The 22,350-nt window shown below is 63.4% G+C and carries 25 protein-coding genes; 8 read left to right on the top strand and 17 right to left on the bottom strand.

Annotated elements, in window-relative coordinates; genetic code table 11:
* Positions 1-16: 16 nt before the first annotated feature.
* The 14 genes from CBW50_RS11530 to CBW50_RS11465 form a co-directional block, all read right to left on the bottom strand.
* Positions 17-1,021 (bottom strand): flagellar motor protein MotB, encoded by a 1,005-nt coding sequence (locus CBW50_RS11530; RefSeq protein WP_253251929.1) that lies wholly within the window; start codon positions 1,019-1,021, stop codon positions 17-19.
* Positions 1,005-1,919, bottom strand: a complete 915-nt coding sequence (gene motA, locus CBW50_RS11525; RefSeq protein ID WP_034757817.1) for a flagellar motor stator protein MotA — start codon at positions 1,917-1,919, stop codon at positions 1,005-1,007. The genes CBW50_RS11530 and motA overlap by 17 nt, the downstream gene beginning before the upstream one ends.
* A 55-nt stretch (positions 1,920-1,974) precedes the next feature.
* Positions 1,975-2,718 (bottom strand): FliA/WhiG family RNA polymerase sigma factor, encoded by a 744-nt coding sequence (locus CBW50_RS11520; protein WP_086145678.1) that lies wholly within the window; start codon positions 2,716-2,718, stop codon positions 1,975-1,977.
* Positions 2,719-2,751: 33 nt separating this feature from the next.
* The gene (locus CBW50_RS11515) at positions 2,752-3,216 is read right to left on the bottom strand and encodes a flagellar basal body-associated FliL family protein (protein WP_319017130.1); all 465 of its coding nucleotides are present in this window, start codon (positions 3,214-3,216) and stop codon (positions 2,752-2,754) included.
* A gap of 11 nt (positions 3,217-3,227) precedes the next feature.
* Positions 3,228-4,376 carry a flagellar hook-length control protein FliK gene (locus CBW50_RS11510; protein WP_172404738.1) on the bottom strand — a complete coding sequence of 383 codons (1,149 nt, stop codon included), beginning with the start codon at positions 4,374-4,376 and terminating at the stop codon, positions 3,228-3,230.
* 2 nt (positions 4,377-4,378) lie between these two features.
* Positions 4,379-4,657, bottom strand: a complete 279-nt coding sequence (locus CBW50_RS11505) for a hypothetical protein (protein ID WP_226935566.1) — start codon at positions 4,655-4,657, stop codon at positions 4,379-4,381.
* A 31-nt stretch (positions 4,658-4,688) separates the two neighbouring features.
* On the bottom strand, positions 4,689-5,078 hold the full coding sequence (fliS, locus tag CBW50_RS11500; RefSeq protein WP_071324102.1) for a flagellar export chaperone FliS: 390 nt from the start codon (positions 5,076-5,078) through the stop codon (positions 4,689-4,691).
* A gap of 51 nt (positions 5,079-5,129) precedes the next feature.
* On the bottom strand, positions 5,130-6,557 hold the full coding sequence (gene fliD, locus CBW50_RS11495; RefSeq protein WP_086145674.1) for a flagellar filament capping protein FliD: 1,428 nt from the start codon (positions 6,555-6,557) through the stop codon (positions 5,130-5,132).
* 89 nt (positions 6,558-6,646) lie between these two features.
* A complete protein-coding gene (locus tag CBW50_RS11490) occupies positions 6,647-7,084 on the bottom strand; it encodes a flagellar export protein FliJ (RefSeq protein ID WP_086145673.1) in 438 nt (145 codons plus the stop codon).
* An 8-nt stretch (positions 7,085-7,092) separates the two neighbouring features.
* Complete coding sequence (gene fliI / locus CBW50_RS11485; protein ID WP_086145672.1) at positions 7,093-8,403, bottom strand: flagellar protein export ATPase FliI; 1,311 nt, start codon at positions 8,401-8,403, stop codon at positions 7,093-7,095.
* Positions 8,400-9,089 carry a flagellar assembly protein FliH gene (fliH, locus tag CBW50_RS11480; RefSeq protein ID WP_086145671.1) on the bottom strand — a complete coding sequence of 230 codons (690 nt, stop codon included), beginning with the start codon at positions 9,087-9,089 and terminating at the stop codon, positions 8,400-8,402. Before fliH ends, fliI begins: the two co-directional genes overlap by 4 nt.
* Positions 9,086-10,126, bottom strand: a complete 1,041-nt coding sequence (locus CBW50_RS11475; RefSeq protein WP_086145670.1) for a flagellar motor switch protein FliG — start codon at positions 10,124-10,126, stop codon at positions 9,086-9,088. Before CBW50_RS11475 ends, fliH begins: the two co-directional genes overlap by 4 nt.
* Complete coding sequence (gene fliF, locus CBW50_RS11470; protein ID WP_086145669.1) at positions 10,104-11,840, bottom strand: flagellar basal-body MS-ring/collar protein FliF; 1,737 nt, start codon at positions 11,838-11,840, stop codon at positions 10,104-10,106. The genes CBW50_RS11475 and fliF overlap by 23 nt, the downstream gene beginning before the upstream one ends.
* 60 nt (positions 11,841-11,900) lie before the next feature.
* The gene (locus CBW50_RS11465; protein WP_086145668.1) at positions 11,901-12,239 is read right to left on the bottom strand and encodes a flagellar hook-basal body complex protein FliE; all 339 of its coding nucleotides are present in this window, start codon (positions 12,237-12,239) and stop codon (positions 11,901-11,903) included.
* A gap of 550 nt (positions 12,240-12,789) precedes the next feature.
* On the opposite strand from CBW50_RS11465, the gene CBW50_RS11455 reads away from it, so the two are divergent.
* Genes CBW50_RS11455 through CBW50_RS11425 form a run of 7 tightly spaced genes read left to right on the top strand, consistent with a single transcriptional unit; the run spans position 12,790 to position 19,130 of the window.
* Positions 12,790-13,665, top strand: a complete 876-nt coding sequence (locus tag CBW50_RS11455) for a FliM/FliN family flagellar motor switch protein (protein ID WP_172404737.1) — start codon at positions 12,790-12,792, stop codon at positions 13,663-13,665.
* Between the two features lies 1 nt (position 13,666).
* Positions 13,667-14,032: a FliM/FliN family flagellar motor switch protein gene (locus CBW50_RS11450; protein WP_086145665.1), complete on the top strand. Its 366-nt coding sequence runs from the start codon at positions 13,667-13,669 to the stop codon at positions 14,030-14,032.
* Complete coding sequence (gene fliP / locus CBW50_RS11445; protein WP_086145664.1) at positions 14,029-14,799, top strand: flagellar type III secretion system pore protein FliP; 771 nt, start codon at positions 14,029-14,031, stop codon at positions 14,797-14,799. Before CBW50_RS11450 ends, fliP begins: the two co-directional genes overlap by 4 nt.
* Positions 14,800-14,802: 3 nt before the next feature.
* On the top strand, positions 14,803-15,075 hold the full coding sequence (locus CBW50_RS11440) for a flagellar biosynthetic protein FliQ (protein ID WP_034757874.1): 273 nt from the start codon (positions 14,803-14,805) through the stop codon (positions 15,073-15,075).
* Positions 15,076-15,088: 13 nt separating this feature from the next.
* Positions 15,089-15,886 carry a flagellar biosynthetic protein FliR gene (locus CBW50_RS11435; RefSeq protein WP_086145663.1) on the top strand — a complete coding sequence of 266 codons (798 nt, stop codon included), beginning with the start codon at positions 15,089-15,091 and terminating at the stop codon, positions 15,884-15,886.
* A gap of 20 nt (positions 15,887-15,906) precedes the next feature.
* A complete protein-coding gene (flhB, locus tag CBW50_RS11430; protein ID WP_086145662.1) occupies positions 15,907-17,046 on the top strand; it encodes a flagellar type III secretion system protein FlhB in 1,140 nt (379 codons plus the stop codon).
* On the top strand, positions 17,043-19,130 hold the full coding sequence (locus CBW50_RS11425) for a flagellar biosynthesis protein FlhA (protein ID WP_086145661.1): 2,088 nt from the start codon (positions 17,043-17,045) through the stop codon (positions 19,128-19,130). The genes flhB and CBW50_RS11425 overlap by 4 nt, the downstream gene beginning before the upstream one ends.
* 55 nt (positions 19,131-19,185) lie before the next feature.
* Here the strand turns inward: CBW50_RS11425 and CBW50_RS11420 are convergent, their stop codons facing one another.
* Positions 19,186-20,295, bottom strand: a complete 1,110-nt coding sequence (locus tag CBW50_RS11420) for a hypothetical protein (RefSeq protein ID WP_139842478.1) — start codon at positions 20,293-20,295, stop codon at positions 19,186-19,188.
* 56 nt (positions 20,296-20,351) lie between these two features.
* The gene (locus CBW50_RS11415; protein WP_086145659.1) at positions 20,352-21,206 is read right to left on the bottom strand and encodes a flagellin; all 855 of its coding nucleotides are present in this window, start codon (positions 21,204-21,206) and stop codon (positions 20,352-20,354) included.
* Positions 21,207-21,264: 58 nt separating this feature from the next.
* Between CBW50_RS11415 and CBW50_RS30195 the strand changes: the two genes are divergently transcribed.
* Positions 21,265-21,390: a hypothetical protein gene (locus CBW50_RS30195; RefSeq protein WP_301178808.1), complete on the top strand. Its 126-nt coding sequence runs from the start codon at positions 21,265-21,267 to the stop codon at positions 21,388-21,390.
* 3 nt (positions 21,391-21,393) lie between these two features.
* On the opposite strand, the gene CBW50_RS11410 is transcribed toward CBW50_RS30195, so the two are convergent.
* A complete protein-coding gene (locus tag CBW50_RS11410) occupies positions 21,394-22,245 on the bottom strand; it encodes a flagellin (RefSeq protein ID WP_086145658.1) in 852 nt (283 codons plus the stop codon).
* Between the last annotated feature and the right edge of the window lie 105 nt (positions 22,246-22,350).

Genomic DNA, 22,350 nt, shown 5'->3' with positions numbered 1-22,350 from the left:
ACGTTGTCCCTTGCCTTTAATTTGCATGCTCATCCCGTTCCTTCTTTGCGGGCAAGCCCAGTTTTTCACGCAGGCGTTGCAAGGTGCCGGAGTCAGGCTCGCCCACCTGCAGTTCTTCGCCTTGCGCGTGTTGCCCCGCCATGCCGAACATGGCGGCGATGCTGTCGGCCTGGCCGCGCGTCAATATTAACAGCTCGATGCGGCGGTTGATGCCGGCACTGGCGTTTTTTACGTCCAGCGGCGCGCGGTCGGCCATGCCCACCACTTGCAGCACGCTGTCCGGACTCATGCTGCCGATCAACAATTGCGCGCGCGCCGACATGGCGCGGTTGGCCGACAGGGTCCAGTTCGAATAGCCTTCATAGCCGGTATTGGCGTATTGCATCGAATCGGTGTGGCCGACGATCAGCATCTGGTTGTCCATCTGGGCGAAAACGGGGCCCATCTGGCGCAGCAGCTTGCGGAAACGGTCGGTCGGCACGGCGCTGCCGCGCACGAACATGCCTTGCTTGTCCGTATCGTGCAGCATGACGCGCAAGCCGTACGGCGTGATCACCGATTGCAGATTGCTCTTCAGTCCAGCTTCGTCGCTGAGCTTGTCGAGCGCACGCGACAGGGCCAGCAGGTCTTCCGGCGACTGGTAGCTGACCTTGGTCTGGTTTTGCGGCGCCGCGCCGGCCTTGCCGTCCTGCGTCTGCTTGCCTTCCGTGCGCGTGTCGCCCGTACCCTTGCGGGGCATGGGGAAGCGCTCGATCAGGCTGCCGCGCGGACCGCCTTTCTGTTCCGGCATGACGCCCTGGCCTTCGCCCTGGCGGCTGCCTGCCGACGCATCCATCATGATTTCCTTCATCGCCTGCTGCTCGCGCGCGGCCATCAGCCACAGCACGAGGAACAGCGACAGCAGGGCCAGGCAAAAGTCGGCGAATGCTACCTTCCAGGCGCCGCCGTGGCCGTCGTCGTCATGCTTGCGGCCGGCCCGCTTGATGATGGCCTGTTCATGTTTCTCATGCGGCTTTAGCACGGCGGCCTCCCCGGCCTTGGCCTTGCTCTTGTTCCGCGCCGCCATCTTCCAGCGCATTGATCCAGCTTTCCAGCTGGGCGAAGCTCGGCTTGATGTTCAGCTGCACCAGGCGGCGGCCCGCATCGATGGCCAGCAGGGGCGGCTTGCCCGCCACGTGCGTGACCAGCACGACCTTCACGCATTCCATGGTCGAGCCTTCCTCGCCCACCAGCTGTTTCATCATGTTGCACATCGGATCGAGCACGCCGTAGCAAAAGAAGATGCCGATGAAGGTGCCGACCATGGCGGCGCCCACTTTTTCCGAAATTTCCGCCGCATCGGCGCCGTCGGCCACGGAATTCATGGCCATCACGATGCCGAGCACGGCCGCCAGAATACCGAAACCGGGCATGGCTTCGGCGATCTTGTGCAGCGACTTCGACGGTTGCAGCAATTCGTCGTGGATGGCTTCCAGTTCCTGCTCCAGCACGCCTTCGAGCTCGTGCGCGTTGATCTTTCCCATGGCCATCAGGCGGAAGTTGTCGACAATGAAAGCAAGCAGCTTCGGCTCTTCCAGCACCAGCGGATAGCGCTGGAACAGGGCGCTTTCGCGCGGCGCCTCGACGTGGGCGTCGAGCGCCTTCAGGCCGCCGGCGGCCGTTTGCAGCAGTTCATACATGAGCAGCAGCAACTGGCGCTGGAATTCCGAGCCCTGCTTCTTGTGCGTGACGATCTTGCGCATCTGGTGCAGCATTTCACCGAGTACATGCTTCGGATTGCCCAGCACCAGGGCGCCGACGGCGGCGCCGATGATGATGATCAACTCGACCGGTTGCCAGATCGCGTGGACGGTGCCGCCCATCAGGGCGAAGCCTCCGAATACACACCCCATCACGATTAAGATACCGATAATTACCATGTCAACTGCCTTTCTGCGTCATTGTGCTGCGTCAATTTATGGATGTTGCTTAACTTTATGCGTCCTGCAGCATGGCTTTCATCTTGCCCAGTGCCGCCTTGTTCAATTGGCAGACGCGGGCGTCGCTCAGGTCCAGCACGGCGGCAATTTCCTTGTAGCTCAGTTCGAATTCGTAATACATCTGCACCACGCGCTGCTCGCGTTCGTCGAGCGCGCGCAGGGCCTGTTCCAGGCTGCGCCGCACCATCAATTGCTCTTCCGGACTGGGCGCGCTGTCAGCCTGCCCCAGGCTTTCCTGCAGCACTTCGTCAAAACTGGCGATCAGTTCGGCGTTTTCCGCCAGCTGGTACTCCTGATACGCTTCCGGCGTCAGTTTCAGGGCCGCCATGATTTCCGCTTCCAGCGGTTCGCGGCCCAGGCGCCGGGTGAGGGCGCGCACGCTGTCGCGCAGGCGGTGGCTTTCCTGGCGCACGGCGCGCGGGCGCCAGTCCTGGCGCCGCAGTTCATCGAGGATGGCGCCGCGGATGCGCAGGCTGGCATAGCTGCCGAAAGACTGGTCGGGCACGCCGTAGCGGCGCAGCGCTTCCAGCAAGCCCATCAGGCCAATCTGTTCCATGTCATCACGGTCGATGGCGCCCGATACTTGCGAATTGAGCTGGCGCACGATGCGTTTCACCAAGGGGGCATACGCCACCAGATGTTGTTGCTCTTCAGCAATGCTGAGCACGGCCGCGCAAGCGCTGGCGGCGGCGTATTCGCCGGCGCCATACGCTTCCTGGTATTGCTCTACATAGGCCAAGGGATCTCCCACTAGGTCGGCTGGCGTGTTGGCTTACTCAATGATCAGCTTACCGACCATGACTTCCGTGAACGGCTTTTCCATCTGTTCGCGTTCATAGCTGACATTGAATGCCTTGTTGATCTGCTCGGCGTATTGCTCCACAGTCATGGTTTGCGCCTTGTCCAGCGGGAAACTCGACAGGGTGCTGACGGCGATCGAGCGCATCAGCGGCAAGTGGTCCTTGGTCAGCTTTTCCTTTTCCTCGGTGGTGGCGATCACCAGGTCGGCCGACAGGTAATGCGTTTCACCTTCGCCGGGGCCGCGCCGCAGCATCACGATGACCTTGTCGAGCGTGATGAACTTGCGCGCCTTCTTGCCCGTGGCCGGTGGCGGTGGGGCTTTCACTTCGGCAACAGCGCCTGGCGCGGCAACGGGCTTGGCCAGGTACCACATGGCGCCACCGGCCGCGCCGGCGGCCAGCACGGCTACCGCGACGAAGCCGGCTAACAGTTTCATTTTCATATTCATCAGGCAATCTCTCGCTCATGCATGGCGTAAGTGGTAGCGGCGGTGCTGCCGTCGGACAGGGCGCGCCCCGGCTCGGCGTCGTCATTCTGGCGGCCAGGCTGACGCTGGCCGCGCGCGTCGCCCTCGGCGAACGCCTGGGCGGCCGGGCTGCGCGGGGTGGCGCTGATATTCACGGCTACCTCCGTGTACTGGCGCTGCGCCAGGTCGCTGCGCATGTTCTCGCCGATGCCTTGCAACTGGCGCAATACTTCCGAATTCGACGCCGAGACGTTGACCTGCAGCGCGCCGGCCGTGTGGCGGATGGAAATTTCTATGCGGCCCAGCATCGGCGGATCGAGGCGGATCACCGCATGTTCGCTGTTGCGTCCGATCTGCGTCTGCAGGCGTTCGCCCAGTGCTTCGCGCAGCGGTTCTTGCCACTGCTGGGCCGGGCCGTTGAGCTTGATGGTGTCGGCGCCGTTCGTTGCGGGGGCGGTGTTCGCGCCCGCAGCCGTCAGGCCCAGGTTGTTCGGTGCCGGTGACGCGGCACGCTCGCCATCGCGGGCGGCCGGGACGGCGGCCACGGCTGCCGGAGCGCTTTGCTGCAGCAGCGATTCGAACGGTTGCGCCGGCGCACTGGCCGCGCCACCCTTGGCCGCGGGCACCGGGTTGGCGGCGGCCACCGGTTCGCGCGTATCGCGTCCCGCCGGCTGCGGCGTAGCTTGGGCGGCGAGGGTGATGGCTGCCGGATGCAGGCTGATATTGAGTGCGGGATTGGCTTGCGCCGCGCTGGCCTGCACCTGCGTTTGCGCCGCGGCGCTGCGCGCTTCGGCAGCTGCCGCGTCCGTCTGTGGGGGCACGGGAACGGGCATCGCGGCGAGCGGCAAGCCGATGACGGGCGCGGCCATGGCAGGCAGGTCGCTGTCGGCCTTGCTGTCGCTGTCGTTGCCGGCCGTGCCCTGCGGGAGGCTGTCGCCGGGGGGCGCGGCCGTATCCGGGGTGACGGCGCCGGCGATGTCGAGCACCTGGGCAAACAGCGGCAGGGCCGATGGCGCGGCCGCGTTGCCCGCGGGCGCCGCATTGCCAGGCAGGCCAGGCAGCAATGCCGCTTGCGGCTGCGCCGCGTTGCCTGTCGATGCCGGCGCTGCCGGCGTTGTATTGAAACTCATGATCATGCTTGATTCCCGTCCGGGTCGTATTCGCCGAGCGCGGCGTAGGCGACCCAACCTTCCTTATTTGCCTGTAATGCACCCAGGTGCAAACCCAGGCGTTCTTTTTCCTCAGAGCAAATTTTAACCGCTTGCGCGTGATTTTTGCGCAATTGCAACAATTCTGTTTGTTCCAGCGCATTCCAGGCGCCCCGTTCGGCCAGCAGCGGGATGTTTTTCGCCAGGCTGGCAGACAGTTTTCCCATTGCTTCCCAATCCGCTTGCGCGATGGCGGCGCTCAATTGCCGGTTCAACTGCTGCAGTACGGCGCGCCTAGGCATTGTTGGCCTGGACGCCCACCCAGCCGCGCTTGATGGTGGTCATCAAGGTCGTCACTTCGTCGATCAGGGCGGGGTCGAGCTTGATGCCGGCCGTGTACAGGCGCGCCACGCAATAGTCGTACAGGCGCGCCAGGTTGACCACCACCTCGCCGCCATTGTCGAAATCGAGCGAACTCGACAGGCCATTGATGATCTGCGTGCATTTATCCAGGCTGATGGCCTTCTGTTCGTAGCGCTTGCCTACGATATGCCCGCGCGCGCGCGCCAGTTCTTCCAGCAGGCCGTCCGTCAGGACCAGCACCAGCTCCACCGGCGAGGCGCGCGAGGTCTGGGCATCCAGGTTGACTGCATGGTAGTTGCCGTAAGCTTCATTGTTTAACATGTCTTATTTCTCACTGTGTAAACTTGCGGCGGCGCGGCAGGCACGCTCGCCTTAGGATTTGTTGTTGCCAAACATGGCGTCGAACATGTCGACCGTCTTGTACATCTGTTCCTGCATCACTTGCAGGCGCGTATATTGATCCAGGAAACGCTTGTAGGCCGTGTTGTACTGGGTCGTCAGCAGGTCGGTGCTTTTGCTCAGCGACTTCTGCAAGCTGGTGTTCGCATCGAGACGCTGCACCAGCTGGCCCTTGGTGATGTTGCTCCATTGGCCCAGTGCCTTGTCCAAGCTGCCTAATACGCCTGATGGGGCCGACAGACTATTGTTGCCGAACAATTTATCCAGGTCGCCCGGATTCGACGCCAGCTTGGCCGTCAGCTTGGCCGTATTCAGGCTCAGCGTGCCGTCGCGGTTGGCGGTCACGCCGTAGGAGACCAGCGATACGCCGCCGACGCTCTGGCGCAGCAGATTGTTCAAATTGCTGCGCAGGGCATTGAGGCCGGAATCGTGGGCAAAGATGCCTGCCGCGACGTTCTTGTCCGGATCGCCGGAGCTGGCCAGGCCGTCCAGCACGCTTTTCAGTTTGTTGTAGGCATCGACGAATGCCTGCACATTGGTTGCCGTGCCGCCGCTGTCCGTTGCCACCGTGACCGTCACGGGTGCGTCGCCCGTGTTCATGGCCTTGGTGAAGGTCATCTTCACGCCCGTCACGTTGGTAAAGGTATTCGACGCCTGCGTGATTTGTGTGCCGGTATCCTTTGCGCCCAGCCAGACGATGGCGTCCTGCGCCTTGACGACTTCCTTGATGTTGGTGGCCGCGTCCGTCACCAGGGCCTTGGTCAGCGCGGTATTCGTCACGCTCGACGCGTCCAGCGTGACGGCGTTTTCCTTGCCCGTCAGGTTCGATGTCAATACCAGCTGCGCCTGGTTGCCGATGGTGACGATGGAAGCCGTCACGCGCGAGTTGTTCTTGCTGTTGCCATTGATGGCGGCGGCGATTTCCTGCGGCGTCAGGTTGCCGTCGGCATCCTTGTCGGCGGCGCTCAGGTCGATGTCAAAGCTGTTGTCGGCGGTGACGGGGGCCAGCGGATCGCCGATCCGCACGGCCAGCGTGCCGCTGCCGGCGGCGGGGCTGCTGGCGAGGCCGCTGTACGAAGTCTGGCTGGCTGTGGCCAGTTGCTGCACGAAAAAGGAATAGCTGCCGGCGACTGCCGTGGCATCGGCCGTGCCGCTGCCATAGGCGGTATTGCTGAAGGTGGCGGACTGGCTCAGCAGCGACTTGTTGCTGCTGCTCATGGTCGTCATCGTGCTCTGGAAGGCGCTCATGGCCAGCTTCAGGTTGTTCAGCGCCGCGGCCGTGTTATTGGCCAGTGCGGTTTGCTTAGTCAATTTGTCCTGCTGCGCCGCGACCGATTTGGTTGCCAGGTTTTTTGCAGTGACGAGCGGATCGTATTGCGGTGCAGTAATTACGTTTGCCATGCCAGACTCCTGAATAAAGGGATATACCGGTACAAGGCGACCCCCATTCCCGTTTTGTGAAGTTTTCCTGAAAGAAACTTACACAAACATTATTTTACCTGCCCGCGGAACCAGAATTGGGTTGCCAGCTCATCTTGCCGCTTGGCATCAACGCGTTGTTGCTCATTCGCAACATGTTTCTGTTTTTGCGTCAGCACCTGGTCCAGCACCTCGCGCTTGGCCCAGGCCGTGTTCAGGGCGCGCTGCGAAATGGCCATGTTGGCCTCGTGCAGGTGCAAATCGGTGCGGTGCTGGTCGGCCATCTGCATGACGGCCTGCTTGAAGTTGCCGCAATTGACGGACAGGGCCAGGGGCAGGGCGCCGCTTGGGCCGCTATCCGTGTACAGGCCCGTCAGGCGTTCCAGGTTTTTCTGGTAGCGCTCGCGCACGGCCGTCTGCGCCGCCATTTCCCCTTGCAGGCGTTCCACCTCGGTGCTGCGCAGGCCGACCAGGGTGGTCAGGTTGCGTATGGTATGCGCGTCGCTCACGTTTGCTCCTAGGCCATGATCTGTTCAAGTTGTTCGATGCACGGCCCCATCGGCGCCTCTTCCTTGGTGCCCTGGCACAGGAAGGCCTCGATCGGCGCGTGCAGTTGCACGGCGCGGTCGGTGACGGGGTCGGCGCCGGGCACGTAGGCGCCCAGCGGGATCAGGTCGCGCACGCGCGCGTGGCGCGCCATCGACGCCTTCAGCGCGCGCGCCGCCTGCATGTGTTCGGGCGTGATCACCTGCGCCATGCAGCGGCTGATCGAGGCGGCGATGTCGATGGCGGGGTAGTGGCCCCGCTCGGCCAGTTCGCGCGTGAGCACGATATGGCCGTCGAGAATCGCGCGCGCCGTGTCGACCACGGGATCCTGCTGGTCGTCGCCTTCGGCCAGCACGGTATAAATGGCGCTCATGCTGCCGTCGGGGTGGGCGCCGTTGCCGGCGCTTTCCACCAGCTGCGGCAGGTTCGAAAACACGGACGGCGGATAGCCGCGCGTGGCCGGCGGCTCGCCCAGGGCCAGCGCCACTTCGCGCAGCGCCATCGCGTAGCGCGTGAGCGAATCGACCAGCAGCAGCACGTGCTTGCCCTGGTCGCGGAAATGCGCGGCGATGGAATGGCACAGTTCGGTGGCCATGATGCGCATCAAGGGCGACTCGTCGGCCGGCGCGATCACCAGCACGGCTTTCTTCAAGCCATCGGCGCCCAGCGATTTTTCGACGAATTCGCGCACTTCGCGCCCCCGTTCGCCGATCAGGCCGACGACGACGACATCGGCCACCGTCTGGCGCGTGATCAGCCCCAGCAGCACGCTCTTGCCGACGCCGGAGCCGGCCATCAGGCCCACGCGCTGGCCCTTGCCCAGGGTCAGCATGCTGTTAATCGCCCGCACGCCCACGTCCAGCGGCTCGACCACCGGTTGTTTCTTCAGGGGATTGATCTTCGGCGGCGTCACTTCCAGGATGTGTTCGCCGCCGAGGCGGCCCAGGTCGTCGATGGGCTCGCCCAGGCCATTGACCATGCGGCCCAGCCAGGACTGGCCGATCTGCAGGCTGGCCTTGTCGGGCAGGGGCAGCACGCGCGCGCCGGTGGTCAGGCCCGTGGCCTTCTTGAACGGCATCAGGTAAGAGAGTTTTTCGCGGAAGCCGACGACTTGCGCATCGAGCCATTCGCCATTGACTGTTTCAATTTGACAACGCTGGCCCGTGTGCAGCCGGCAGCCGGCGCTTTCCAGCAGCAGGCCGGAGGCGCCGACCAGGCGGCCGGTGGGTGTCGCGACCGGGATATCGCCGATCTCGAAACTGCGCAGCGTGTCGGCGATCATGCAGGCGCGCCCTGGTCCGCGTGTTCGGCGGCCAGCGCCAGGTGGCTGCTGACCTGCTCCATGCAGGCCGACAGGCGCTGATGGCAGCCCGCGTCGACTTCATTGTCGCCGGCCTTGATGCGGCATTCGCCCGCGTCGAGGCGGGCGTCGGCGATCAGGTTCCAGCGCTTGGCGCGCTTCGGATCGAGTTCGCTGATGCGTTTGAGTTCTTCCGGATTGAGGAAGACGTCGATTTCCTCGCGCGTGGGCGGCATCGAGGCCAGGGTCTCGTCGACCAGGGCCAGCAATTGCACCGGCTGCAAGGCCAGTTCCGCGCGGATCACCTGGCGCGCCACCTTGGCCACCAGGTCGACCACTTCCTTGCGCTGCGCTTCGCGGTAATCGGCGCGCACTTTCTTCAGGTCGCGCAAAATCGCGTCGACGGGGCGCGCCAGGCGGTCCAGCGCCACCAGGGTTTCATTGCGGCCCTCTTCACGTCCCTGCGCCACGCCGTCGCTGCGGCCGGCGTCGTAGCCATCCTGCTGGCCCTGCACCAGGCCCACTTCGTAGCCGTCGCGCTGGCCCTGTTCGAAGCCTTCCGAGATGGATGCCTGCCACTGGCCGTCCGTGTCCTCGCTGGCGGCGCGCTGGCCGGCGGCGATGAATTGCGACAGGGGCGGGAAACGATACGAGCGGAAGTGCTTCATTCAATCACCGCTTCGGCAAACAGTTGCACTTCGATCTCGCCCGCATCGGCGAGGCCCTTGACGGTGGCCATGATTTCCTGGCGCGTCTGTTCGATGCGCGACAGCGGCACGGGGCCGGACCGGCGCATCATGTCTTCGAAGCTTTGCGCCTGGCGGCGCGGCATGGTTTTCAGCACGGCTTCGCGGATCGACGGCTCGGCGCCCTTGAGCGCGATGGCCCACTGTTCCATCGGCACGTCTTCCAGGATGCGCGTGAGCGTGACGTCGCTCTGCGTGGCCAGGATCAGGAAGTCGTACATGCTCAGTTCGATTTCCGACACCACGTCCGGGTCGTGCGCGCGCAGCAGCTCGACCAGCGCGGCGCGGTTGCCCGGCATGCGGTTGAGGATCTCGGCCGCCTGGCGGATGCCTTCGACGCTGGTGCTTTGCGTGTCGAGCGTGCCCAGGCAGCGGCCCACCAGCTCGTCGAGCTCGACCAGCAGGTCGCGGTCGATCTCGTCCAGGCGCGCCAGGTTCAGCAGCACCAGGTCGCGGCCTTCGGCGGGCAGGGCGTCGAGGATCTGGCCGGCCAGCGCGGGCGGCAAAAAGGCCAGGAAGACGGCCTGCATCTGCACGTGTTCGTTGACGATGTATTCGGCCAGCCATTTTGGCGAAGCCCACTGCAGGCGCGCCATTTTGGGACGGATGGCATCGCCGTAAATGTTGTTGAGCACGCTATTTGCGATATCGCTGCCCAGCGCCATGTCCAGCGAGCGCTTCAGGTAGCTGCGCGAGGCGCCGTGCACGCCGCTTTGCTGGCGGTAGTCGTCGAAAAAGGTCTGCATGGCCGTTTTCACGGCTTCGACCTTGATGCCGCTCATGCGCGACATCACTTGCGTGACTTCGAGCAATTCTTCGCGCGACAGGCAGCGCAGCACATTGGCGGCCTGTTCTTCTCCCATGCTCAGCAGCACGATGGCGGCCTGTTCCACGGGGCTCAGGCTGACGTTTTCGACTTCTGCGTCGTCCGGGAAATTATTGTTGTTGAGTTCGGCCATTTTTCTGCATCCATTGTTTGACGACTTCGGCGACACGCTCGGGTTCTTTTTCCGCCAGCACTTTCAGGTGGTCGACCATCACGTCGACCGCCGAGCCGGGCGGCGGCAAGTCATAGTTTTCCAGCAGCGGCACGACAGGCATGCCGCCGCCGGCGGCCGCTTCGCCTTCGAGGGCCGGCAAGCCGCTCAGGCCCAGGGCTGGCGCACCGGCCACGGCCGCGCCGTTTGCAGCGGCGGCGCCGGCGCCGGCGCCGTTCAGGGCCAGGGCGGGATCGAGCTGCTTCAGTACGGGCGGCGCCAGGCGCGAGGTCAGCAGGCGCATCAGCGGACGCAGGATCAGGAAGTAGCCAAGCACGGCGCCGAGCGCGTACAGCAGCCAGCTGCTGAAGTCGACGACGGTATCGCGCTCTTCCCACCATTGCGCCACGGGCGGCTTGGCGGGGAAGGCCAGGGCCGTCAGGCTCAGGCTGTCGCCGCGCTGGGCGTTGATGCCCAGGCCGCTGCTGAGCATTTTTTCAATATTACCCAGTTCGGCGGGGGTCCAGCCGGTCTTCGGATTCGGTGCGGCGGCGCTGTTGAGGACGACGGCGACGCTGAGTTTTTCCAGGCGGCCACGGCTGCGCTTGATCTGCGTGATGCTGCGGTCGTACGCGTACTGGCGCGTGGTGGCGTTCTTGCGCGCCGTACCGTCATCGGCCGGCTTCGGTGCGCCATCGGCTGGCGGATTGCCCGCCGCATCGGTGGGCGCAGGCACGGCGGCGGCCGGCGGACGGTTCGACAGGCTGCCGGGGACGCCGGCCACGGTGCGGTTGCGCTCCTGCTCTTCGCGCATCGCTTCGCTGGTCACTTTCGGGGCTTCGCCGTATTTTTCCAGCGTTTCATCCACGCGGTCGTTGTTGACGGCGGCCGTGACGCTGAGCTTGAAGTTGTCTTCGCCGATGACGGGGCCGAGCAGGCCCGTGACGTTGCGGCGGATTTCATCCTGGAAACGTTTCGCACCTTCATTACCGGCCGCCGAGGCGTCGAAGCCGTCGGCCAGGTCGATGTGCGAGGACAGCAGGTTGCCGCCCTGGTCGACCAGGCTCACGCGCGTGGGCGCCAAGCTGGCCACGCTGCCGGCTACCATGTTGATGACGGCGGCGATCTGTTCCGGCGCCAGGGTACGGCCCGGTTTCAGGGCCACGACCACGGAGGCGGACGATTTGTCGCCGTCGCTGGCGACGAACGAGGTCGACTTGGCAATCGACAAATGGACGCGCGCCGAAGCGATCGCGTCCATCGTCATGATGCTTTGCGACAATTCGCCTTCGAGGCCGCGGCGGAAGCGCACATCCTGCACGAATTGCGACACGCCCAGCGGGTCATTCTTGTCCATCAGCTCCAGGCCGGCCGGCAGCTGCGCCGTCACGCCCTTCGAGGCCAGCAGCATGCGCACCTTGCCCAGCATGGCGTCGGGCACCAGCACCTGGCCGCTGTCCGGATGCAAACGGTAGGGAATGTGCTCGGCGTCCAGGGTGGCCATCATGTCCGTCACGGCCACTTTTTCGCGCGCGCCGAAGACCGGCTTGTAGTTGGCCTGGTCGCGCCAGGCATACATGGTCACCATGGCGGTGATGCCGATGGCCAGCACGACGATGGGAACCAGGTTTTTCAGCAGGGCGGGCGGGATGGCGGGCTGGGCGCCAAGGCGCCAGCGCGCAAATGCGGACTTCATGGGGGTAATCACTTGGGGTAACTTTCGCTGGGAGGCTGGGCGTGGATCAGGACGTGAAGATTACAGAGGCAGTTTGATGAGTTCATCGACGGCGCCCATGACCTTGTTGCGTACCTGCATCAACATGGAGAAGGACAGGCCCGCTTCCTGGCTGGCCAGCATGGCGCCGACCAGGTCATCGCTCTTGCCGCTGTCGACGTCGCTCATTTTTTGCGCGGCCATGCGGTCATCGTTGTTGACCTTGCCGACGGCGTCTTTCATGCTTTGTGCAAAGGAAAAGCCGGATTGTTCCGGCCCGCCGAAGTGGGCCGCCGGCGCGATGCTGGCACCCAGGGCGCGCGCGTCGTTGCTCAGTGCTGCCAGATCGGCCTTGATCAAACCTGCGAGTTCGTTGCTCATCTTGCCCTCTACTTTCAATATGCGGTGACGTATCAATCAGAAATACTGGTGTTGCCATTCCAGCGAAATCGGCGCTGCACGCCTTTCGCTCCAGCCCGATTCCCAGGGCCCATCAGTTTTATCAGTTGCCACACCATCCGCCGCAAGCAGATTGAAACAAACCCAGCAAACCTGCGCATCGATTCACATGGCCATGATAAACAATAAATAACTGATAAAAGTTTCTACAGGCGGCAATCAAGAGGGGCTGAAAACTGCCATAAAAACCGGAATCAGGTAAGCGGAATGGCGCACTGCAAATCTGCTTTTTGTCGCTATAAGCTTACCTCGCGGCAACTATAAAGTAAAGAGAGCTTTGGCTCAAGGAATATTGATACATGGCAATATTTATGATTTTCATGTATTGTTCAGCACCGTAGTCATCTAGCATGCGATACGATGCGCAACCGTTTGCTTGCGTCAGAGTCAGCAATGCCAAGATGAAGCTGTATTTAATTTCGGGCGATCCGTATAATTTGTTCTGCCACCGCAATACCGACATGACCACTACATGACAACCATTACCAAGACAGATCAAACCGTACGCCATCAAGCCCTGGATTCCTGTCTGCTTGGACGTCCTGTCCATTTGCTGCATGTATTCGGCGCCCAGCTGCGCGACGACCTGGCGGCGGCGCTGCGCCAGCCCATGAGCCGCCGCTACTGGGGTAATTTCCAGATCGACGCCGTCACCCTGGCGCGCGCCGAGGACGAGGACAGCGTGAACCGCTGGCTGAGTTTTTCCACGCCGGCCGGTCAGGCCGGCTTCACGCTCGAACGCCAGATACTGCTCAGTGTCCTGAACTATCGCTATGGTAGTGCCGGCGCGAAGGGCGTATTGCCCGATCCCTCCTTGGTGCGCGTGACTGCCACCGAAGAGCGTCTGGCTGTGGTGCTGGGACAACAGTTGGTTACCAGCCTGTTCGCGCGCATCCATAAAAACCTGCAAGCGCTGGGCAAAGCCAGCGCCATCGACACCGCCGCCGAAATCGGCGTACAGTCGGGTGTGCATCCGGCGCGCGGCGCCTGGGTCGTCACCGTGGCGCTCAGCGATGTCGAGGCGGGGCAGAGCGGTTACTTCTGGTTCTCGCTGGACAAGCGCCTGATGGCCGACGTGCTGCGCGGCTTGCTGCCCGAACGGGCGCAGGCCAAGAAAGCCCTGCGCAGCGTGCGCCCGCTGGCGTCGCGCCTGCAGGTGACCCTGGAGGGCCGGCTGGTCAGCAAGCAAATGCAGCTGGGCGCCTTGTTCGACCTGCGCGTGGGGGACGTGATTCCCGTCAGCCTGAGTCGTACCGACGTCATGCTCGACGATTCCCGCTTGTTTACGGCCGCCGTTTCCGAACACAAGGGCAAGCTCTGTTTAACCTCATTTGAAGATGTCGAATAATATGAATATGACCGATACCAACCAGAGCGAAACCCTGCTGGAAGACCTGGGCGACGATATGATCATCGACCAGGGCGACGTTGCCGACGTGCCCAGCGGCCGCGCGCGACGCGACATTCCGCAGATGATGCGCAAGATTCCCGTCACCCTGACCCTGGAAGTGGGCTCGGCCCGCATTTCGCTCGAGGAGCTGATGGCCATCGGCCCTGAAAGCGTGATCGAACTCGATATGCTGGCCGGCGAACCGCTGGTGATCAAGGTCAACGGCACGCCGATCGGCCGCGCCGAAGTGGTGGTGGCCGGCGAAAACTATGGCCTCAAAGTCATCGACCTCGACGGTCTCAATCTCGACATGATGACAGCATGAAGCTGGCGGTACCCGGTTTGAGCCGGCGCCGCGGCACGCTGGCGGCGGCGCTCGCCGTTCCCGTTCTGATGCTGTGCTGCAGCGCCGCCGGCGCCCAGGATCTATTGTCCGGCGTGGTGCCGGGCGCGAAGACCGACCTGTCGGTGAAGATGCAGATCCTCGTCGTCATGACCCTGCTCGGGCTGCTGCCCGTGATGGTCATGATGATGACCAGCTTTACCCGCTTCGTCATCGTGCTTTCCCTGCTGCGCCAGGCCCTGGGCCTGCAGCAGGGCTTGCCCAACCGTATCGTCACCGGCATCGCCCTGATCCTGACCCTGCTCGTCATGCGCCCCATCGGCGACCAGGTGTGGAAGGAAGCGTTCGTGCCGTACGACCGCGACCAGATCGGCATGCAGGAAGCGTTGAAGATTGCCGAAGTGCCGATTTCGCGCTTCATGCTGGCGCAGACGAGCAAGGCGGCCCTGGCGCAGATCGCGCACCTGGCCGGCGAGCCGTCGACCATGCGCCCGCAGGACCACAGCTTCACGGTCAAGCTGGCCGCGTTTGTCTTGTCCGAACTCAAGACGGCGTTCCAGATCGGCTGCATGCTGTTCATACCGTTCCTGATCATCGATCTGGTGGTGGCGTCCGTGCTGATGGCGATGGGCATGATGATGCTGTCGCCGCTCGTCATCTCGCTGCCGTTCAAGCTGCTGCTGTTCGTGCTGGTCGACGGCTGGACGCTGACCGTCAACACCTTAGTTACCAGCATACAGGCGTATTGACCCATGTTTACCCCTGAAGTCGCCGTCGACCTGATCATCGAAGCGCTGCATGTCGTGATGCTGCTGGTGGTCATCCTCGTCGTGCCAGGTTTGCTGATGGGCCTGCTGGTTGCGCTGGTGCAGGCGGCCACGTCGATCAATGAGCAGACCATGAGTTTCCTGCCGCGCCTGCTGGTCACCTTGCTGGCCCTGATACTGGCCGGGCGCTGGATGGCCGGTTACCTGATGGATTATTGCGTGTCCATTTTTCAGCGCGCGGCCACCCTGGTCGGATAGCGCTGCGCGCCCCATGGATCAGATCTTCAATCAGGTGCTGCCGTTTCTGCTGGCCGTATGGTGGCCGTTCTGCCGCATCCTGGCCATGCTCAGCGCCTCGCCCGTGATCGGCGACGCCATGGTGCCCGTGCCCGTGCGGGTGCTGCTGTCGCTGGTGCTGGCGATCCTCATGCTGCCCGTGATGCAGGCGTCGGGCATCTCGCAGGACTTGCTGAAGATTGATCCGTTTTCCCTGCACGCCGTCGTCGCCACCCTGGAGCAGGCCGTCGTCGGCTTCGTGCTGGGCCTGGCCTTCCACTTCGCCATGTCGGTGATGTCGGTGCTTGGCTATCTGGTGTCGAGCCAGGTGGGCTTTTCCATGGCCGTCATGAATGACCCGCTGAACGGCACCTCATCGGACGTCATCACCGGCTTGCTGACGATCATGTGCATGATTGTCTTCTTTGCCATCGACGGGCACCTGGTGCTGACGGGCGTCATCGGCGCCAGTTTCAAGGCCTGGCCCGTGGGGCAGGGCTACGGCCCGCTGCTGCTGCAGACGGTGGCCTACAACGTGGCGTGGATTTTCGCCGCGGCCATGCTGCTGGCCATGCCGATCGTGTTTTCCACCATGGTGGTGCAGCTGGGTTTCGGCTTCCTGAACCGCGTGGCGCCGTCGCTGAACCTGTTTTCGCTGGGCTTTTCCATGATCACCATGTTCGGCCTGCTGATGCTGGTGCAGATCGTGCGCTTTATCCCCGAGCACTACATCGCCATGACCAACCGGGTGCTCGACATGATCGCCGAACAGATGCGGGTGGCCCATGGCTAGCGCGCGGAAAGGTGTGAAGCATGGCCGATAGCAGCACGGGCGACAAGACAGAAAAGGCGTCACAGCAAAAGCTGAAGAAGTCGCGCCAGGAAGGGCAGGTGGTGCGCTCGCGCGACCTGTCGACGGCCCTGGGCATCCTGATCAGCATGAAGCTGTTCGTGTTCCTGCTGCCCGGCTATCTGGACACGTTCCGCGAGCTGTTCGCCATGGCCTTCATGCCGCTCGACAGCAAGGGCGCGCTCGACAATGCCATGTCGATGGCGTTTACCACCTCGGTGGGCTTGCTGATCAAGATGATCGTGCCGCTGTTCTGCGTGCCCCTGTTTGTCGTGCTGGGCTCGCTGGTGCCAGGCGGCTGGGTCATCAGCACGAAGAACTGGATGCCGAAGATGGAACGCCTGAGCCCGGCCAAGAATCTGGGCCGCCTGGTGTCGCCCAAGCATGGTTTTGAATTCGGCTTGTCCATCGCCAAGGCCGCCGTGCTGGGCATGGTGCTGGTGCACGTCAGCCGTTCCAGCCTGGTGCAATACGTGGACTTGCAGCACCGCCCCCTGCAGCAGGCCATGCTCGATGGCTCGGCGCTGATGCTCGACGGCCTGATGGCCCTCATTTCCGTGTTCATCCTGTTCGCCATCATCGACGTGCCGGCGCAGGCGTTTTTCTTTGCCCGCAACCAGCGCATGAGCAAGCAGGACGTCAAGGAAGAGCATAAAAGCAGCGAAGGCCGGCCCGAGGTGCGCCAGCGCATCCGCCAGCTGCAGCAGCAGATCGGCCGGCGCAGCGTGCGCAAGACCGTGCCCGACGCCGACGTGGTGATCGTCAACCCCGAGCATTACGCCGTGGCCCTGAAATATGACCAGGACCGCGCCGAGGCGCCGTTTGTCGTCGCCAAGGGCGTCGACGAGATGGCGTTGTACATCCGGCAGGTGGCGAAGGAGCACGATATTGAAACGCTGGAACTGCCGCCGCTGGCGCGCGCCATCTACAACACCAGCCAGGTGCAGCAGCAGATACCCGTGCAGCTGTACCAGGCCGTGTCGCAGGTGCTCAACTACATACTGCAGCTGAAAGCATTCCGTACTGGGCAGCGTGCCGCCCAGCCCCCATTTCCCACCGAGGTGGTCGTGCCATCTCATTTGAGCGAGGTAGTACCTTCATGAATTTCCTGAACCGCGTGGTTGCTGAAATGCGCCGCCACAAGTTCGCCACGCCGCTGTTCCTGCTGGTGATCCTGGCGATGATCATCCTGCCGCTGCCGCCCGTGCTGCTCGATATCTTGTTCACATTCAATATCGTGCTGGCACTGATCGTCATCCTCGTCAGCGTCTCGGCCAAGCGGCCGCTCGATTTCTCCGTCTTCCCGACGGTGATCCTGGCCACCACCATGCTCAGGCTGACCCTGAACGTGGCGTCCACGCGCGTGGTATTGCTGCACGGCCATACGGGCGCGGATGCGGCCGGTAAGGTGATCGAGGCCTTCGGTAACGTGGTGATCGGCGGCAACTTCGTCGTCGGTATCGTTGTCTTCGTAATCTTGATGATTATCAACTTCGCCGTCGTCACCAAGGGCGCCGAGCGTATTTCCGAAGTGTCCGCGCGCTTTACGCTGGACGCCTTGCCGGGCAAGCAGATGGCCATCGACGCCGACCTGAACGCCGGCCTGATCAACCAGGAAAAAGCCCAGATCCGCCGCAAGGACGTGGCCGCCGAAGCGGATTTCTACGGCGCCATGGACGGTGCTTCGAAGTTCGTGCGCGGCGACGCCGTCGCCAGTATCCTGATTTTGATCATCAATATGGTGGGCGGCGTGGCCATCGGCTCGCTGATGCACGACCTGTCGTTCGGCGACGCCTTCCGTCAATATGCGCTGCTGACCATCGGTGACGGCCTGGTGGCGCAGATCCCGGCGCTGCTGCTGTCGGCCGCCGCCGCCATCCTGGTCACCCGCATCAGCGATTCGGGCGATTTCGAGCAGCAAGTTGCCGGCCAGGTGCTGACGTCGCCAACGGTGATCTTCAGCGCGGCCGGCATGATGGTGGCGCTGGCCCTGATTCCGGGCATGCCGTGGTTCATGTTCATGACCTTCGCCGCCGTGCTGGCCTTTGTCGCCTGGCGCCTCACCAAGCGCGTGAAAGGGCCGGACGCGGCCGGCATGGCGGCCATCGAGGCGGCCCTGCGCGAGGAACGCCCGGCCGAGCTGGAGTGGCAGCAACTGCCGGCGGTGCAGCCATTGATGGTGATGCTGGGCTATAAACTGGTGGGCATGGTTGATAAAACGCAAGGCGAGCCATTGAACAAGCGCGTCAAGGGCGTGCGCCAGAGCCTGTCCGAAGCCATGGGCTTGCTGCTGCCGAACATCGGCGTGCGCGATGACCTGGCCCTGAAGCCGTCGCAATACGCGATCGTGCTGTCGGGCACCGTGGTGGCGCAGGCGGAAGTGCAGGCCGACCGCCTGATGGCGATCCCGTCGCCGAACGTGTATGGCCAGCTGGACGGCATACCCGGCATCGAGCCGGCCTACGGCATGCCTGTCACATGGATCGAACCGGGCGAAAAGGCGCATGCGCTGGGTCTCGGCTACCAGGTCATCGAGGCGCCCAGCGTGATCGCCACGCACTTGTCGAAGATGGTGCGCGAATACCTGCCGGAACTGTTCCGCCACGAAGACGTCTCGAACCTGATGGAGCGCCTGACGGCCCTGTCGCCGAAGCTGGCCGGCGCGCTGGACAAGGCGTTGACGCACACGCAGATGCTGCGCGTGTTCCGCGTCTTGCTGGCAGAGAACGTGTCCCTGAAGGACATCGTGCCCATCGCCACCACCTTGCTCGACAGCTCGGAGACGACCAAGGACCCGATCCTGCTGGCGGCCGAAGTGCGCTGCGCGCTGCGGCGCCAGATCGTCAGCGGCCTGTTCGGCCAAAAGATGGAAATGCAGGCGTTCAACCTGGGCGGCGAGCTGGAAAACATGCTGCTCGGTTCACTGAACCAGGCGCGCCAGTCGGGCAAGGTGACTCTGGATAATTATCCGATCGACCCGCACCTGCTGTCGCAGCTGCAGGTGAACATGCCGGTGGCGCGCGAGCAGATGAAGCAGCAGGCCACGCCGCCGCTGCTGCTGGTGCTGCCGCAGATCCGTCCGCTGCTGGCCCGCTACGCGCGCCTGTTCGCGCCCGGCCTGCACGTGCTGTCGTATAACGAAATCCCGGAAAACCGCGAAGTGAGCATCATCGGCACGGTGGGGTAAATGGTGGGGTAAACAACAAAAACGGCGCTTCGGGCGCCGTTTTTATTGCGCTGTATCAATCCTGTTCGTCGATTGGCGGCAGCAAATCCTGCGTTGGCTCTGCCGGTCCGGCCAGCAGCAGCACTTCCTCTTCCCGTCCGTCCGCCGTCGCGTCGCCATAGTCGTAGCCGAGCGGGGCCGGCACTTCCTTCGAGATGAAGAGGACTTCCTTTTCCGCTTCAGCCGGGGGCGTCGCGGGCGCATCGGGATCGGCCGCCGCCTCCGCTTCCGGCTGCGTCAGCAGCAGCGCCACTTCGGCCATGGCGCGGAACAGGGCCGGCGACAGCGAGGCGGCGCCCGCCTGCATGGGAAAATTGCCATGCACGCGCTGCGCGTGCAGCTGGCGGTTCAGGCGGCAGCGCATGACGCGCAGGCCGGCGCGGTGCACGGCGCCGGCGATCCCGGGCAGGACCAGGCGCAAATGGCGCAGGGCGCTCTCTGCATCGGCGGCCAGTTCCAGCAGCACGCCGTCGCCGGCCGGCTCCATTTGGATCACCACCCGGCCGATGCCGAGGATGACCAGTTCGACGCGCAGCGCCACCTTGCCGCGGCGCCGGGGCGGGCCTTCTTCCTCGTCGGCATCGCTGGCCAGCACGCGCAGCAGCAGGCGCTGTCCGCCCCAGCCGTAGACGGCAAAGCGCCATGCTTCGCTGTCGATGCTCAAGGGCGGGCGCGGGCCTTCGCGCAGCAGGGCGGGCTGCTGCTCGGCCATGAAGAGGTTGCCCGGCACGTGCTGGCCGCGCGCCTGCTCCTGCAGGGCCGCATATTGCTCGCCATAGGTGCGCACCATCACGCGCCAGGAGGCGGCCAGCTGCGCCGCGTCGGGCGGCTGCCAGACCAGCTGGCGCGTGAAGAACAGCTGATTGACCTGCATGGCGCTGCTGTCGCGCGGCATGGCGCCGGCGGCGCCATCGGCGTTCGGCTTGATCAGCGACGCCAGGCTGTCCTGGCCTTGCTGCTGCAGTTGCGCTGGCAGGGTGCCGGCGTCGGGCGCGGGCGCCATGTAGGGGCCGATGGGCACCAGCGGCTGCACCACGCCAGGCGTCATCGGCGTGGCGGGACTGACGTCGAGGCGCTGGGTAATCAGGGGAACAGGGTTACCCGATGAAATGCGGTCTATCGCCATGCCACTATGTCCAGATGAAAGTCTATAAAAGCCGGAGAATCAGGCTGCGTCAGCCATCATGGCTGTAACAGGGACAGTATCATTTTCTGCATGCTCTGGCTTTGCTTGAGCATCGCCGTGCTCGCTTGCAGCAGCATTTGCGCCGACGTCATGTTCGCGCTTTCCGCCGCGTAGTCGACATCCATGATACGGCCGATGGCGGCCCGGGTGTTGGTGACCATATTGGCCAGGTTATTGTTGACGTGGTCGAGGCGGTTGCCCGCGGCGCCCAGGGCCGAGCGCACGCCGCCCACATCATCGATGGCCGTTTCCAGCAGGGCGATGGTGGCGTTGGCGCTGCCCGTCAGTTCGGTGCCGGCGGCGGGTGCGCCGAAGTTGGCGCTGGCCGCGCCGAGCGAGGCCAGCACGCTGCCCATCTTGCCCGAGACGTCGAACGCCATCGTCTCGCTTTGGCTGGCGCCGATCTGGAACGTCATGGCCGATGCCAGCGTGCCGCCGGCCAGCAGTTTGTTGCCGCCGAAACTAGTGTTTTTCATCACGTTGGCCAGTTCCAGGCCCAGGGCGTCGTATTCGGCCTGCATGGCGACCTTGTCCTTGGCGCCCGACGATGCATCGGCGGCCTGCGTGGCCAGATCCTTCATGCGGATCAGCATGGTGGTCACTTCATCAAACGCGCCTTCGGCCGTTTGCAGCATCGAAGTGCTGTTTTGCGTGTTGCGCATGGCGACGGCCATGCCGCTTGCCTGGGCCCGCAGCCGCGTGGCGATTTGCAGGCCGGCCGCGTCGTCCATGGCCGAATTGATGCGAAAGCCGGTGGACAGGCGCGTCATCGACGTCGACAGCCGCGTTTGCGCCCGCGCGGCGGCATTCTGTGCGGATAGTGCGGCGATATTGGTGTGAAGGCTCAGCACTCGGCGATTCCTGTGGATGACGGCAGTTTACGGGGCTACCCAGCAAACAGGCGACCGCATGGAGCACATCGTTAAAGATTGCGGGGAAATAGTTTTCCGGGCGCGCCTGCCGCTGCGCGGAACGAAAAAAAACCAGGCCGCGGCCTGGTTTTTGCTGGCAGGCCGCGAGCGGCCATGCAGGTAAAAATTATTGCAGCAGGGACATGACCATCGAGGACATGCTGTTGCTTTGTTTCAACATTGCGGTGCCAGCTTGCAGCAGCATTTGCGACGACGTCATGTTCGAGCTTTCGGTAGCGAAGTCGACGTCCATGATGCGGCCGGTAGCGGCTTTGGTGTTGGTGGCGATGTTGGACAAGTTGGTGTTGACGTGGTCCAGACGGTTGGCAGCAGCACCCAGTGCCGAGCGAACGGTGCCGACGTCGCCGATGGCCGTTTCCAGCAGGGCGATGGTGGCGTTGGCGGCGCTGGTCAGCTCGGTGCCGGTGGCGGCCGAAGCGTAGTTGGCGGTAGCCGAACCCAGCGATGCGGTCAGGCTGGTCATTTTGGCGGAAACGTCAAATGCCATCGTTTCGGTCGAGCTTGCACCGATCTGGAAGGTCATCGACGAAGCCAAGGTGCCGCCTACCAGCAGCTTGTTGCCGCCGAAGGTGGTGTTTTTCATCACGTTCGACAGTTCCAGGCCCAGTGCATCGTATTCCGATTGCATGGCGGTCTTGTCTTTGGCGCCCGACGAAGCATCGGCTGCCTGGGTTGCCAGATCCTTCATGCGGATCAGCATGTTGGTGACTTCGTCAAACGCGCCTTCGGCCGTTTGCAGCATCGAGGTGCTGTTCTGGGTGTTCGACATTGCAACGGTCATGCCGCTGGTTTGTGCTTTCAGGCGGGTTGCGATTTGCAAGCCTGCTGCGTCATCCATTGCCGAGTTGATGCGGAAGCCGGTGCTCAGGCGGGTCATCGAGGTCGACAGTTGGTTTTGGGTGCGGGTGATCGAATTTTGTGCGGACAGTGCAGCGTTGTTAGTGTGAAGGCTCAGCATGGTGTAACTCCTGGTTTGTTGGGTTCAGTCCGGAGCAACGGTTCTTTGTGCTCTCCCAAGTACAAGACGACCGTACGCATAAGCTTATTAAATGCTTTGTGGAAA

The organism is Janthinobacterium sp. GW458P, from assembly GCF_002127585.1.
Taxonomy (GTDB): Bacteria; Pseudomonadota; Gammaproteobacteria; order Burkholderiales; family Burkholderiaceae_D; genus Janthinobacterium.
This window is presented reverse-complemented; position numbering and strand designations above follow the sequence as displayed.